We start from the raw sequence: 14,244 nt of genomic DNA, 5'->3' as shown, positions 1-14,244 counted from the left end.
TACAATATAGCTTAATGGGCTCACATTTTACAAAGTGATGACCCCGAAAGTAATGGCTGCGATCGTCATGATGATGGTTGTCCCAAACGCCCATTTAAACAGGAATTTTTGGTGATCCCCAAAATCCACACCTACAAGTCCAATCAATATGAATGTTGCAGGCACCAATGGCGATAAGGGGAACCCTGCGGTCGAATGACCTAATAAAGCCGCCCTTCCGATTTCTACAGGGGCTATGCCGAAGTTCGATGCCGTTTCACTTATTATTGGCAGAATGCCAAAATAATAGGCATCAGGTGAAAAAATGAACCCCATCGGTATGCTCGTCAGCGCTACCACCAGTGGCAAATGTGCCCCGAGCCACTCCGGAATGACGGTTACGATTGAAGCAGCCATCGAGTCCATCATCTTTGTTTCCGTGAATACACCCGTAAAAATCCCTGCTGCGAAAATGAGTGTACAGATCATCACGAAACTATTGGCATGACTTAAAATCCTTTCCTGCTGTTCTTTTGGGTTCGGAAAGTTAACGAATAGTGCAATCGCAAAAGCGGAGGCAAATAAGATTTGTATCGGCAGCACTTCCATCACCAGCAAAACCATCAGTAAAATCGTCAAGAACCAATTAAACCAAAAAAGCTTGGATGTTCCTTTAGATGCCGTTTCAACAGCTGCAGCCTGTTCACTCATACCAGGTTGCATGTTCGTCTCCAGGGAGCTGACTCCCAATCTCTCCCTTTCCTTTTTGCCAAGTACATATGCCGAAAAAAGCGTCCATAAAAGACCACAGATCATGACAGGTATGAGAGGAATGAATAACTCCGATACTTCAACCTGAAGGCTCGCGGCCGCCCTGACCAAAGGACCTCCCCAAGGAATCATATTCATGACGCCAGCGGCTAAACCAACGACACAGGCCAATACGAGCCTGTTCATCCCTAATTTGATATAAAGCGGCAGCATGGCTGAAACGGTGATCATGAATGTGGAAGAACCGTCTCCGTCCAAACCTACCAACATGGTTATAATGGCGGTTGCCATGACAACCTTTAGCGGGTCTCCTTTTACAAAACTCAGTATTTTAGCGATCATGGGCTCGAATAAACCAACGTCAATCATTAAACCAAAGTATAGAATAGCAAAAACGATCATGACTGCCGTTGGTGTCACTTTTAAAATACCCGCGACCATCATATCTCCCATTTCCGAAGCAAACCCACCAATCAGACCAAAGGCTATCGCCGTGAAGATAAAAGCGACAACCACTGATAAGCGCTTTGTGATGACTAAGACCAGAAACGTTAAAATCATGCAAAATCCTAAAATCGTTAACATGTTAAAAACTCCTTTAATTGAAAAAATGAACACCTTTCGATTTCTAATTTTTCTGAAAAATCAATATTTTCACATTATACCATTTGCACATTCATTAAAAAACCAGTAAAACAAATTCGTTTAATAAATTAGTCAAATTCTGTATACTATTATTTAGGAACCCGAAGTTTTTTTCGGAGGAAAGAAGTGTTGTATGTAAAATGAACGCTCATAAAATAGCTAAACGGAATCTTTTCATCATGTGGTTCGCCAATTTCTTCATAGGCGGAAGCATGACGATGGTTCTTCCATTCATATCCTTATACATTGGTACATTCGGAGATTATTCGACTCAATATATCCAGCATTGGTCCGGATGGACTTTTGGAATTACTTTCGTGACAGCCTTTTTATTTTCCCCCATTTGGGGACGGATTGGTGACCGGTATGGCAGGAAGAAAATCTTGATTGCCTGCGCCTTTGGGATGGGTCTGTCCATCTTCCTGATGGGATTCGTCGAAAATGTTTGGCAGCTATTCGTCTTAAGGATGTTCACAGGAATATTCACTGGCTTCATTTCCATGTCACAGGCCTTCATATCAACACAGACACCAAAAGAAATTGCCGGACGTGTACTGGGAACCTTACAAACGGGAAATATAACCGGTTCCCTTTTCGGACCATTGCTTGGCGGCGTGCTTGCAGACACACTCGGCTATTCAACCGCCTTTAAATTCACCTCCATCACCATTTTCATCTCTGGACTTCTTGTTTTTGCTACCAAGGAGTACCGAATGGAACAGCAGAAGGGAACGAAGTCGAGCTATACAAGCAGGGAGGTTCTCTCGCATATCTTAAGGAACCCCATCTTAGTGAATGTCATGCTCATTTCGACACTTGTCCAAGTTGCCCACTTCAGCATCCAGCCCATTCTTTCTTTATACGTTGGCGAGCTGCATGGAACTTCCAATCTTGGATTTTATTCAGGAATCGCCTTTTCTGCAGCAGGCCTGGGGAATTTATTGATGGCGCGTCACTGGGGCAAGATAGGGGATCGGCATGGTCATGTGAAAATTCTTGTGCTGCTTCTTTTTCTGACCGCTCTAGTCTACTTGCCCGGTGCCTTCATCAATCATTTTTGGCAGCTTGTTTTTGTACGTTTCATACTAGGCATGGCAATAGGCGGCATCATCCCTGTAAGGATTGCCTACATTCGCCAAGAAGCGCCTGTCGCAATGCAGGGGGAAGTTCTTGGGTATAATACGAGCCTGCGCTTTTTAGGCAATATCATCGGGCCCGCAATGGGCGGAATGGTTGCTGGTTTCTATGGTTTCTCTGCCGTTTTCATAACGACCAGCACGTTACTCCTCATTGCCGGACTTGTCCTCTATTTCGCGATGCACCGCAATCCGGAGTTGGCCAGATCACATTAATTACACTTTGGCAAGAAAGCCTGCTTCCAGATGGAAGCAGGCTTTCTCATGTTTAATGCTCATACAGCTGTAGTTCTGGATACTTTTGGAACTGAATCTCGTTTCGGTCGTATTCCGATACAGGCAGTGAGTCCAAAAATGATAACCTTTGGTCCCACCCATAAACTGATAAGTATTTTTACTGCACTTCATCACACATTAGATTTTATGTTAAGATTATTATAGGCAAATTTTATTAAAGTAAAAGACGCAAAGCCACGGTCCTAAACCAACAACTAGTTGTCATGGCTGCCGGGCTGCCAAGATTTTTCTTGAATGGATCACTTCATTATCAATTTCTTGCCCCTTTTTAATTGGCCTAAAATTAAAACAAGGAGGGTTATATATGTTCTTTCCAACCATTTATTCAGCTACTACGGATGAGAGACACATAGTTAAAGATAAAAATACTTGTGCATGCGGCACAAGATATAATGTATTCGCAATGCTGTCCAGAAGCGACCTTCGAAAGATCAGGTTCAAGCATTATAAAGAAGTGACATGTCCTAAATGTAAATCCAGTATCATTGATAAGGGTTAGCCCCTTAACACTGGTATGGGGTTCCGGTTCCCTACTTTTTCACCCTCACCACTTCCTTGTATGAAAAGAAGGAAGATATAGTTCCGGTAAAAAACTCTCTTACCTCATGCCCAATTATACTGACACAGTTAAAGCACTATCTTTTTTCATTATATGAATAGTAAATGTACGGTCAGCCCTATAACTGGCTCGATTGATATAAATCATCATGAGATTTATAAGTAATCATTAGATTCTATCTCGTTTCACTACCTTCTAAAACCCATGTCTAGAATGCAAAGCGATTAGTTATGAAATAGATCCCTACTGTTTTACTCCATATTCCTTAAAGGGAATTTTATAAAAGCGTGTAGAAGCCCATTATGTCAAAAATGGCCAAGCCATTTTTTCGGAAATCCATTTCGACTGACATTATTACATGAACCTGTATGCAGACATAATAAATGATCCAGCTTACTAGTGGTACCGCCTACCTTCATATGATAATCGACTTCCCTCACATGATAACTCAAGCACCTTTTTAACCAATTCTTCTCTCTTAAAGCATTTTACCCCCATTTGATAAGAAATGAATGACCCACGACTTGTCGTTTATATTATCCATATAGATAGAAAGAACGGCTCATGCTATAATTTAGTGCATTTAAAAAAGAATTCAACACACATATATAAAAGAAAGAAGGAGTGTTTCTTTGAATACATCTGCATACAAACAGGAATGGTTCGGCAACGTTAGAGGAGATGTTCTATCGGGAATTGTCGTTGCCTTGGCATTGATTCCGGAGGCGATTGCCTTTTCGATCATTGCTGGCGTTGACCCAATGGTTGGTCTATATGCCTCATTCTGCATTGCCATTGTCATCTCTTTCGTCGGCGGGAGGCCGGGAATGATATCGGCTGCCACTGGCGCAATGGCACTCGTCATGGTCGACCTTGTTAAAGATCATGGCTTGAACTATTTACTTGCTGCAACAATATTGACTGGTTTGCTGCAAATTTTACTAGGGGTCTTAAAAATCGGGAAATTAATGAAGTTCATTCCGAAGCCGGTCATGACTGGTTTTGTGAATTCTTTAGCCATCTTGATTTTCACGGCACAGCTCACCCATTTCGTGGGCGAAACATGGATCATGTATGTCATGACAGCCGTTTCATTAGCTATCATTTATCTTTTTCCGAAGATCACGAAAGTCATACCTTCACCACTTGTCGCCATCATATTCATGACGATCGTTGCAGTTACCACGGGGGCTACGGTGCGGACGGTTGGGGATATGGGGCAATTGACCGAAGCGCTTCCGATGTTCATGCTTCCAGACACCCCTTTGACCTTCGAAACTTTGGCGATCATTTTCCCTTATTCCATTGCCCTTGCGTTTGTTGGGCTGCTTGAATCGTTATTGACAGCTCAAATTGTCGATGAGATGACTGACACGGACAGTAATAAAAATAAGGAAGCCAAAGGCCAGGGGATTTCGAATATCATCGCCGGATGTTTTGGTGGCATGGCAGGATGTGCGATGATCGGCCAATCCGGTATCAACATTAAATCGGGTGGAAGGGGCCGGCTCTCGACATTTGTAGCGGGCGCATTCCTTATGGTATTAATCGTGGTATTGAATGATGTACTTATTAAAATACCGATGGCTGCACTTGTCGCAGTCATGATCATGGTTTCAATCGGGACATTTGACTGGTCTTCCCTAAAGAGGCTCACTAAAGCTCCTAAGTCGGATGCAGCCGTAATGATCGTGACGGTCCTCATTGTCCTTTATACACATGACTTATCAAAAGGGGTATTTGCCGGAGTGCTTTTGAGCATGATTTTCTTCTCGGCTAAGATTTCTAAAGTGGCAGTAGAGAAAACGGAAGACATCCAGGCTAAGAAAATCACTTATCGTATCAGCGGACAAATATTTTTTGCTTCTGTCCAAGACTTTGTTTCGAAGTTCGACTTCAAGGAAAAAGCTGATGCAATCGTCATCGACTTCAACCATTCCAAAATTTGGGATGCTTCAGCAGTCGGTGCTGTTGATACGGTTATCCTTAAATATCAGCTTCTGGGAATTCCTGTCCAAGTCCAAGGGCTCGATGAAGAAAGTTCGTCATTGCTTGAAAAACTCGCCACCTCAGAAAGTAAAATATCTTGAAGAAGTAACATTCTGCTGAATAGAAACTTTTCAAACCGACAAAATAGATAACATGAATCATTTCCTTTTGAAAGGAGCGAAAAGCATGACACCCGAGCAGGATTATACAGCAGCAAATCTGTCACCGGATTTATTGAATGAACTGAAAAGCTTTGAAAGCAAACTTGGCGAGGAAGCCAATAAAGAATTGATTGTCATCGCCTATGAAAAAGAAAAGGAAGCCTTGAATTAAGAAAAAAGACTCAAACACCCTTAATGGATGGTTGAGTCTTTTTTTTGCATGTACAGAGAAAGGATGCCCAAATTTTTAATGATCATCCCTTTTCCTTTATTACTTGCTGAATACGTCCGTTAAGACCGGCACGATTTGTTTTTTACGCGATACAACGCCTTCTAAGACGGCGATGTTGTTGTTTAATGACACGTCGTATGCTTTTTCCACTGCATAAGCTGCTTTACCAAGAGCCAAGGCAACAGAATCATTAGTCAAGATATCCGTTACGACGAATAGGAATAAGTCCAATTCCTTCACAGCGATTACCGCTTCAATCGCCGCTTCCAATTCAGCTTGCTTAGCAAGGACTTCGTTCGGATCAACAGCATTTACCTGTGCTATCTCCACTTTAGCCATTCCCATGGAGAATTCCTTTGCATCAAGAGTGATAAGCTGAGCAATCGTTTTGTCGCTCAAGTCAGCTCCCGCCTTCAACATTTCCAAGCCATATGTTTCAGCGTCGACTCCCGCAATGGCAGCCAATTCCATAGCTGCTGCAACGTCTTGCTCCGTGCATGTAGGTGATTTGAACAATAAAGAATCGGAAATGATGGCAGACAGCATAAGACCTGCGATCGCTTTAGGAACTTCAATGCCGTTTTCTTTATAAATTTTATTTAAAATGGTTGCCGTACAGCCAACTGGTTCCGCACGGTAATATAAAGGATCGCTCGTTTCGAAGTTAGCGATACGGTGATGGTCGATAACTTCCAACACACGGACTTGGTCAATATCTTCAGCACTTTGCTGGCGTTCGTTATGATCGACCAAAATTACTCCATCAGCTTCCCCTGCAACTTTTTCCACAAGACGGGGAGCTTCGAATTTGAATTGGTCCAATGCATATTGAGTTTCACCATTCACTTCACCCAGACGAACTGGTTCAGCATTGATACCTAACTGCTTTTTCAGATCTGCATAAGCGATTGCTGAACAGATTGTGTCTGTATCCGGGTTTTTATGTCCAAAAACTAATACTTTTTCCAAGATTTTATCCCCTTTTTCATAAATATTTTTCCGCGAATCCCCTCACCGCAATAAGGGAGAGCCACCTTTACTAGACACTTTATTTTAACACAAAATCCAGTAAAATCAGCGCTTGAATTATCCATTCCCCAATAAAATCTTTCATTACTTCACCCTCTGCCATCACTTTGTCAATAGATAAGGGTTGGTTTTTTTCAAATATATTAGTTGAATTATCATCGTATATGGCTTACGATAATATAAGCAGAAATACTAGATATTGATTACATAAACAATACCAATAACTATATATAGAATTTTTTGTAATCCAAGGTGCCAGTGATGGCTGAAAAGGGAATCCGGTGTAAACCCGGAACTGTCCCCGCAACTGTAAATGTGACGAAATGAGAAACCCACTGTATAGCTCTCTATACGGGAAGGACTCAAAGTAGGATGATCATGAGTCAGGAGACCTGCCTTGAATTTTTCACGTTTCTTATTCTTCGGGGATTGAGATGATGAAACGATAGTATAACGGCTATTTTTTCATGGCTCTTTTATTCTATCGTTTGATCCGCTCAATTCTTTGGGCGGTTTTTTTATTTTAGCGGAAGTTAACAAGGAGGATTATTAATGACTCAAACATATAACTCTACCATAAGTGAAAATGACACAGAAACGAAATCCATCCAGCTTGAGATGTTATCGAAGGAATTCGAAGGCCGTCTCGATATGGAAAAGTTCAAAAAGCGTTTTACAAAATGGCTTGATCGCAAAAGTGACTCAACCGAAGAACAGGCATCAAAAAAACTGATTCAGCTCGCTCTTGAAGGTGTGGATATCGATGCTCCGGATTGGACATTCGTTGCTGCAGCAGAACTGTTGAATACAATGTATAGGGATGCACAAGCCAATCGAGGTTATGAAGGCAAGAGTTATGGCCCATTCTATGAGCTGATCACAGAACTCTCCCAGCTTTCGGAAGGTCAGCGTTATCCAATTTATAAACCAGAACTGCTATCTTCATATACAAAAGCGGAAATTGAGGAATTGGGTTCGGTGATCGACCCGGAAAAAGATAAATTATTCTCTTACATAGGCATCTACTTATTGAACGACCGCTATCTGGCCCGCCCAAAAAAGGACAAGGTCTACGAATTGCCACAAGAACGTTTCATGATCATTGCGATGGAAATCATGCGAATGGAAAAAACGGAGCACCGCCTGCAACTTATAAAAGAAGCATACTGGGCCATGTCCAACCTTTATATGACCGTTGCGACTCCTACACTCTCCAATGCAGGTAAAACACATGGACAGTTAAGCTCTTGCTTTATCGACGCAATTGAAGATTCGATTGATGGCATCTATCTATCAAACTACGATGCAGCAAAAGTATCTAAATTCGGCGGCGGTGTCGGCCTTTACGTTGGTAAGGTTCGCTCGCTTGGTTCTGATATCCGGGGTTTCTCTGGAAACAGTTCCGGCACGACGCCCTGGATTCGACTATTCAACCAGACAGCTGTAAGTGTCGATCAATTGGGTCAACGTAAAGGTGCCATCGCGATTTACTTGGATGCCTGGCATAAAGATATCATGAGCTTCCTCGATTTGAAGACACAAAACGGGGATGACAGATTAAAAGCCCATGATATTTTTACAGGCGTATGCATACCGGATTTATTCATGGAGGCTGTACGCGACAGAAAAGAATGGTATCTTTTTGATCCGCATACCGTTAAGCAAATCCTTGGATTTTCACTTGAAGATCTTTATGACGAGAAGAAAGGCGAAGGAAGCTTCAGGAATCATTATGCACTTGCTGTCGAGGCCGCAGAAAATGGCACGCTTCCAAACTATAGCTTTGAAAAAATCAATGCGATGGACATCATGAAAAGCATCATGATTTCTCAATTAGAAGAAGGCGTACCGTATATGTTCTACCGCGATGAAGTTAATCGGAAGAATCCCAATAAACATAAAGGTATGATTTATTGTTCTAACCTTTGTACGGAGATTGCCCAAAACCTAAGCCCTTCGACGATCACGGATGAATATGAAACAGAAGATGGAGATGTTGTTGTGGTTCGTAAAAGCGGCGATTTCGTTGTCTGCAACCTTTCATCCATTAACTTGCCACGAGCGGTGGGCAGCGATGTTTTGGAAAGATTGATTCCCATTCAGATCCGTATGCTGGACAATGTCATTGATGTGAATAATCTTCCTGTCAAACAAGCATCCATCTCGAACAAACGTTACCGGGCAATTGGTTTAGGAACGTTTGGATGGCATCATTTACTTGCCACACAGAATATTTATTGGGAATCCGATGAGGCTGTTCAATATGCCGATGCTTTATACGAAAAGATCGCTTACTTAACAATCAAGGCATCCAACGAATTGGCCAAGGAAAAAGGATCATACCCATATTTTGAAGGATCTGATTGGCATACAGGGGACTATTTCGAACTGCGTGACTATACAGATCAAAAATGGATGGATTTAAAAGCAGACGTGCAGGAACACGGGACCCGTAATGGATATTTAATGGCGATTGCCCCCAATTCATCGACAGCCAAAATCGGTAATTCCACGGATGGCATCGACCCTTTGTATGAAATTGAATTTTACGAAGAAAAGAAAAACTTCAAATTCAAGGTGACCGCACCAGGCTTGACGCCAAATACGTATGAATATTATAAAAAGACGCGATTCAATTTGGACCAACTGGAAAGCATCAGGCAAAATGCAGCCCGACAACGCCATATTGACCAAGCAATCAGCTTTAATCTGTATGTACACAATACAATCAAAGCGAAGGTCCTGTTGGATATCCATTTAACTGCATGGGAAAGCGGGTTGAAATCAACGTATTATGTTCGTTCGACTTCTTCCGAATATGACAATGCCTGCGAAAGCTGTTCAAGTTAATGACAATCATGACCCAGTAATCTATTCTTAAAGGAGTTTTCACGAATGACCAATCATATCAAAAAAATTCGGATGCTTGAACCGACGCATCCAACCAAGGCAACCGGTGTTTTCAAAGGAGAAGCTTCAGGCTTCCTCCTTTGGAACGATATTCAGTATGAAAAATTCTATGATACCTATACACAGCTCATCAATAACTTTTGGAAGCCTTCGAGCGTGAACATGATTCAAGATAAAAAGCAGTGGGGCGAATTGGACGAAGATATCCAGGATGCTTTTCTCGATATCCTTACGATGATTGCTGGAATGGACAGTCTTCAAACGCCCACATTAGTAGAAATCCTTCGGTACATCAAAGATCCGGCGGCAAAAGCTATCCTGGCCAACATGGCCCAGCAGGAATCGATCCATAATGAATCTTATTCCTATATCCTTGCTTCCTTGATTCCGGTAGGCAAGCAAAAACAGCTTTTCGACCGCATCAAAGAACATCCTGAAGTGATTAAGCGTAACCAACCGATCGTTGATGCTTATCAAACGTTCGTGGACGATCCCAGCCCACAGCATTTATTCGAGGCATTGATCCATTCAACGAACCTTGAAGGGATTTATTTCTATCTGGCTTTCGCCTTTTATTATAATTTAGGTCGCCAAAATCTAATGACCGGTTCCGCTACGATGATATCCTATATTCACCGCGATGAAATGGTCCATTTCGATTTCATTGGAATGCTCATTCAAATCTTGATGTATGAATATCCTGAGTTAAATAATGAAGAAAACACGAAGTTCATCTATACAACGATTGAAAAAGCAGTCGAACTCGAAAAGGAATGGTCTGAATATATGCTCGAAGATATCCAAACCAAAGCCGATCTTGATTTGGAAGAATTCAATGAGTACATCGAATATATCGCCAACAAACGGTTACGTATGCTAGGCCTTGAAAATTTGTATAAAGAGTATGGCGAGAACCCGATGCCATGGATCAAAACGTTCGATGATGAATCCATCGGACTTACCAAAACCGATTTCTTTGAACAGAAATCAAGGACATACAGTCAAGTAAATGCCAGCAATGGGTTCGATGAGCTGTAAAGTTGCCATTGTCTATCATTCTGCCGGCGGCAATACAAAAGCGCTTGCTGAAGCCCTCGCTTCCCTTATACCTGAAGCTGGACTATTTCGAATGAATGAATTCGATTTACGTACATTGCCGGATTACGATGCATTGATCGTCGGCACCTATACATGGGGCAATGGGGAGCTTCCCGCTAAAACAGCAGCCCTTTATAAAGAACTGGAACAATTGCCTATAGCTCATCTGAAAACGGGAGTCTTCGGCACTGGTGAAACCAACTATAATCATTTTTGTGGGGCGGTCGATCATTTCCGGGACATGTTATTTGCCAAGAGCCAGTTATTGGTGACATTGAAGATAGAACAGATGTATCAAGAATCAGACTTGCCCAGACTTCAAAAGTTCGCCTCGCGATTCCAGAACTGACTGAAAGGGGATATGCATGTTCGCATATCCCCTTTCAGTGTTTTTTTAAAAAACTTGGCTCCCTCCATCATAGCAGCCGTAAGCATGAAGTATAATGAAAGAAAAAAGGAGAAAATATCCAATGACTGAAAATATAACCCAGTTCCTTCCTATCCTTTTTATGCTAGTGCTTGTCGTATTCGTTATATTCATCGTGTTTTTCCTGTCAGGTCATTTTAATCGTTCTAAACGGATCGAAGAAAAATTGGACAAAGCATTAAAGGAAATCGCCGAAATAAAAGAAAAATAAAAAGACTCCAAAATCGGAGTCTTTTTTTTATATGCGTTCAATTATTTTTGAACGTTAGCTGCTTGTGGTCCACGAGCGCCTTGCTCGATTTCGAAAGAAACTTCTTGGCCTTCTTCAAGCGTTTTGAAGCCTTCTCCTTGGATAGCTGAGAAATGTACGAATACATCGTCTTGGCCTTCAACTTCGATGAAACCGAAACCTTTTTCTGCGTTAAACCATTTTACTTTACCTTGTACCATGATAGTTCCTCCTGTGTTTGGAAAAATCCATTTTATTACTATTTTTGGTTCTGGATAATGTTTCAAGAGGAATCCTATTACAGTAAATCCTTCTATCAAACTTTTCCGAACAAAAATAATTACTCATATTATATCATGGGAAATCCAAAAAAAACAAGAATATCGCAGTAAATCAACCGACAAATTATCCTAAAATTCTACATATTCCTCTTCTTGCTTTGTCGGAAGCCTTCGTCCAATAAGTAGCGCTCCGCCTCTATCGGACTCTCGAAACATTCCTCAAGATTCGACCCTGAATAAACATTCCAAAGCAGGTTTTCCCTTTCAAGTGTAAGCTCTTGCTTTTCAGGGCCAATCCATGCCCCTTCCAACCTAGCGAACTCGTTTTCCTCTTCTTCGACTTCAACCGGAGGTTTCGATAGGTAATCCACGCTTTTTTGGATCAATTCTTTCAATTCCGCTTCATTATAGTCACGTATATTGATAAACCCTTTACGGTCAGTGTCTTTTTTTCTCATATGCCCTGCGTAAACGAATCCATTTCCATTGGGATGCAAGTGCTGAACGACGATTTTTTTCTCCTGGACGCTATCTGGATAATGGAAGTTCACACGTCCCAATGAAACGTCTTTTCGCTGTAATTCCGGAAAAGTTTCAATGATGCTCAATTTTTCTTCAAATGTTAACAAATTTCTTCCTCATTTCATTAGTTCATATTGTTTGTCGATTATAACATAGACTGATTAGAAACAATAATTTCCCTCTTCCATTATAATGTAAGGAAAGGGAGTGATTTGATTGATCATGACAATTCGGGACCTGGACACCGATTATGGCCTACAGCTTTTTAAACTTCAGAAAGAAGCCTATAAGGTGGAAGCGGATATGATCGGCTTTGCCGATATCCCTCCATTATTGGAAACATATGAACAATTCATTCATTGTCATGAAACGTTTTTATGCTTTTTAAAGGGTGATGCCTTAGCGGGTGCAATATCTTATACAAAAGAAAATGGTCAAATACTGATTTGCCGGATGGTCGTCCATCCTGATTATTTTCGGCAGGGTATCGCGGATGCACTGCTGCATGCTCTTCAATTACACGGCGACTGGGAAAAGATATCCGTTTCGACCGGTAAAATGAACCTGCCTGCACGGAACCTTTACGAAAAAAACGGATTCACCCATAAAGAGGACGTAGAAGCCGCACCTCTCTTTTTCATAAGCATATTCGAGAAACAGCATTCATTTTATGTATGTCACGATAAAAAGCATAATGAATGAAATGACAATGATTACGGCAACCCATAGCCAGGCTAATGTCATATTCCCGGAGTCCATGGCGATATAAATCGCGGTCGGTATGGTTTGTGTCTGTCCGGGAATGTTTCCGGCAAACATGAGCGTTGCCCCGAATTCCCCCAATGCACGCGCAGAACTCAAGATGGCACCTGTGACGATGGATTTGACCGCCAATGGAAGGGATACATTCAGGAATAATCTCCACTCGCCGGCCCCGTCAACCCTTGCTGCATTTTCGATTTCTTCATCGATACCTTCAAAGCCCGTTTTAGCGGATTGGTACATAAGCGGAAACGCTACCACGGTAGATGCAATGACCGCCGCCCACCACGTGAACATTAGGGGCTGATCAAAAACCCTTTCAATGAATTGTCCCGGCATTCCACTCTTGCCAAAAATCACAATCAATAAAAACCCCACGACGGAAGGCGGCAAAACAAGCGGCAATAAAAACGCTGTTTCCAACAGGACTCTTCCCCTGAATTTCTTTTTAGCCATCATTCGCGCTAGGATAATTCCTAAAATGAAAACAAGGATACCCGATAGTCCCGCTACTTGTATCGATAGCCTGACTGGTGACCAAAAATCCCCTGTCATGATACCATCCGCACATCACTGTTAAATAACGGTCTATGCAGGTCCTTTTTCGGCATCATTACCAAAACCGTTTCTTTTTCATTAAAGGCAGATTCCATTTCATTTTCTCCCTTTCTTTTTAAAATAACATTTAAGTTTATTTTTCTTGACATCTTGCTGACACAAAGGAACGTTAAAGTAAGAGTATCACAAATATAAAAATAATTTCATTCCAATAAACTTGAAAACTTTGAAGGAGTCGATTTTAATGGTAACAATTTATACTACCCCAAGCAGTTTAGCCTGTCGTAAAGCAAAAGCTTGGCTTAAGAAGAACGAAATTTCCTTTAATGAACGTAACCTATATTCCCAACCTCTTTCTATAGAAGAAATAAAAGAGATTTTACGTAAAACGGAAGGCGGGACAGATGAAATCATCTCAACCCGTTCCAAAAAATTCAAAAGCCTGAATATCGATATAAATAATACACCACTTAATGATCTTTGCAAGCTTATTCAAGATAACCCGGATTTACTTCGCCGGCCAATCATTTTCGACCATAAGAACTTGCATGCAGGATATAATGAAGAAGAAATGGGACGCTTCCTTCCAAGGAAGGTCCGTCATGTACAATTATGGCGTGCAATCAGCCAATTGGCTTAATCAGTTAACATTCTGCATA

The 14,244-nt window shown here is 41.6% G+C and carries 14 protein-coding genes and 2 riboswitches; of the genes, 9 read left to right on the top strand and 5 right to left on the bottom strand.

Going from position 1 to position 14,244, the window contains the following annotated elements; genetic code table 11:
* Positions 1–27: 27 nt before the first annotated feature.
* Positions 28–1,335 carry a CitMHS family transporter gene (locus ABC374_RS03925; RefSeq protein WP_413016063.1) on the bottom strand — a complete coding sequence of 436 codons (1,308 nt, stop codon included), beginning with the start codon at positions 1,333–1,335 and terminating at the stop codon, positions 28–30.
* Positions 1,336–1,535: 200 nt separating this feature from the next.
* Here ABC374_RS03925 and ABC374_RS03920 point away from each other — a divergent pair, with 200 nt between their 5' ends.
* From ABC374_RS03920 to ABC374_RS03910, 3 genes are all read left to right on the top strand, one after another.
* Positions 1,536–2,747, top strand: a complete 1,212-nt coding sequence (locus ABC374_RS03920; RefSeq protein ID WP_137019406.1) for an MFS transporter — start codon at positions 1,536–1,538, stop codon at positions 2,745–2,747.
* A 214-nt stretch (positions 2,748–2,961) separates the two neighbouring features.
* A riboswitch (cyclic di-GMP riboswitch) is annotated at positions 2,962–3,051 on the top strand.
* A gap of 968 nt (positions 3,052–4,019) precedes the next feature.
* On the top strand, positions 4,020–5,477 hold the full coding sequence (locus tag ABC374_RS03915; protein WP_413016061.1) for a SulP family inorganic anion transporter: 1,458 nt from the start codon (positions 4,020–4,022) through the stop codon (positions 5,475–5,477).
* 85 nt (positions 5,478–5,562) lie between these two features.
* Positions 5,563–5,709: a hypothetical protein gene (locus tag ABC374_RS03910; protein ID WP_155726446.1), complete on the top strand. Its 147-nt coding sequence runs from the start codon at positions 5,563–5,565 to the stop codon at positions 5,707–5,709.
* 99 nt (positions 5,710–5,808) lie between these two features.
* On the opposite strand, the gene ABC374_RS03905 is transcribed toward ABC374_RS03910, so the two are convergent.
* Positions 5,809–6,738, bottom strand: a complete 930-nt coding sequence (locus ABC374_RS03905) for a manganese-dependent inorganic pyrophosphatase (protein ID WP_214743462.1) — start codon at positions 6,736–6,738, stop codon at positions 5,809–5,811.
* A gap of 293 nt (positions 6,739–7,031) precedes the next feature.
* Positions 7,032–7,212: riboswitch (cobalamin riboswitch) on the top strand.
* A 138-nt stretch (positions 7,213–7,350) separates the two neighbouring features.
* Here ABC374_RS03905 and ABC374_RS03900 point away from each other — a divergent pair.
* From ABC374_RS03900 to ABC374_RS03885, 4 genes are all read left to right on the top strand, one after another.
* The gene (locus ABC374_RS03900; protein WP_413016058.1) at positions 7,351–9,648 is read left to right on the top strand and encodes a ribonucleoside-diphosphate reductase subunit alpha; all 2,298 of its coding nucleotides are present in this window, start codon (positions 7,351–7,353) and stop codon (positions 9,646–9,648) included.
* Positions 9,649–9,693: 45 nt separating this feature from the next.
* Positions 9,694–10,746 (top strand): ribonucleotide-diphosphate reductase subunit beta, encoded by a 1,053-nt coding sequence (locus ABC374_RS03895; RefSeq protein ID WP_137023613.1) that lies wholly within the window; start codon positions 9,694–9,696, stop codon positions 10,744–10,746.
* The gene (locus tag ABC374_RS03890; RefSeq protein ID WP_413016056.1) at positions 10,718–11,155 is read left to right on the top strand and encodes a flavodoxin domain-containing protein; all 438 of its coding nucleotides are present in this window, start codon (positions 10,718–10,720) and stop codon (positions 11,153–11,155) included. The genes ABC374_RS03895 and ABC374_RS03890 overlap by 29 nt, the downstream gene beginning before the upstream one ends.
* Positions 11,156–11,276: 121 nt before the next feature.
* The gene (locus tag ABC374_RS03885) at positions 11,277–11,444 is read left to right on the top strand and encodes a hypothetical protein (RefSeq protein WP_402941076.1); all 168 of its coding nucleotides are present in this window, start codon (positions 11,277–11,279) and stop codon (positions 11,442–11,444) included.
* A 41-nt stretch (positions 11,445–11,485) separates the two neighbouring features.
* On the opposite strand, the gene ABC374_RS03880 is transcribed toward ABC374_RS03885, so the two are convergent.
* Together ABC374_RS03880 and ABC374_RS03875 are read right to left on the bottom strand one after the other, a co-directional pair.
* Positions 11,486–11,683 carry a cold-shock protein gene (locus ABC374_RS03880; RefSeq protein ID WP_028393295.1) on the bottom strand — a complete coding sequence of 66 codons (198 nt, stop codon included), beginning with the start codon at positions 11,681–11,683 and terminating at the stop codon, positions 11,486–11,488.
* Positions 11,684–11,880: 197 nt separating this feature from the next.
* Positions 11,881–12,372: a hypothetical protein gene (locus ABC374_RS03875; RefSeq protein ID WP_413016053.1), complete on the bottom strand. Its 492-nt coding sequence runs from the start codon at positions 12,370–12,372 to the stop codon at positions 11,881–11,883.
* Between the two features lie 115 nt (positions 12,373–12,487).
* Between ABC374_RS03875 and ABC374_RS03870 the strand changes: the two genes are divergently transcribed.
* Positions 12,488–12,967 carry a GNAT family N-acetyltransferase gene (locus ABC374_RS03870; protein ID WP_413020265.1) on the top strand — a complete coding sequence of 160 codons (480 nt, stop codon included), beginning with the start codon at positions 12,488–12,490 and terminating at the stop codon, positions 12,965–12,967.
* On the opposite strand, the gene modB is transcribed toward ABC374_RS03870, so the two are convergent.
* A complete protein-coding gene (gene modB / locus ABC374_RS03865; protein ID WP_350301607.1) occupies positions 12,929–13,582 on the bottom strand; it encodes a molybdate ABC transporter permease subunit in 654 nt (217 codons plus the stop codon). The genes ABC374_RS03870 and modB overlap by 39 nt on opposite strands.
* Positions 13,583–13,829: 247 nt before the next feature.
* Here modB and spx point away from each other — a divergent pair, with 247 nt between their 5' ends.
* Positions 13,830–14,225: a transcriptional regulator Spx gene (gene spx, locus ABC374_RS03860; RefSeq protein ID WP_034314875.1), complete on the top strand. Its 396-nt coding sequence runs from the start codon at positions 13,830–13,832 to the stop codon at positions 14,223–14,225.
* The last annotated feature ends 19 nt before the right edge of the window (positions 14,226–14,244 follow it).

The organism is Peribacillus phoenicis (genome assembly GCF_047238085.1).
Lineage (GTDB): Bacteria > Bacillota > Bacilli > Bacillales > DSM-1321 > Peribacillus.
The sequence above is the reverse complement of the archived record's forward strand: the minus strand, read 5'-3'. Positions and strand labels throughout refer to the sequence as shown.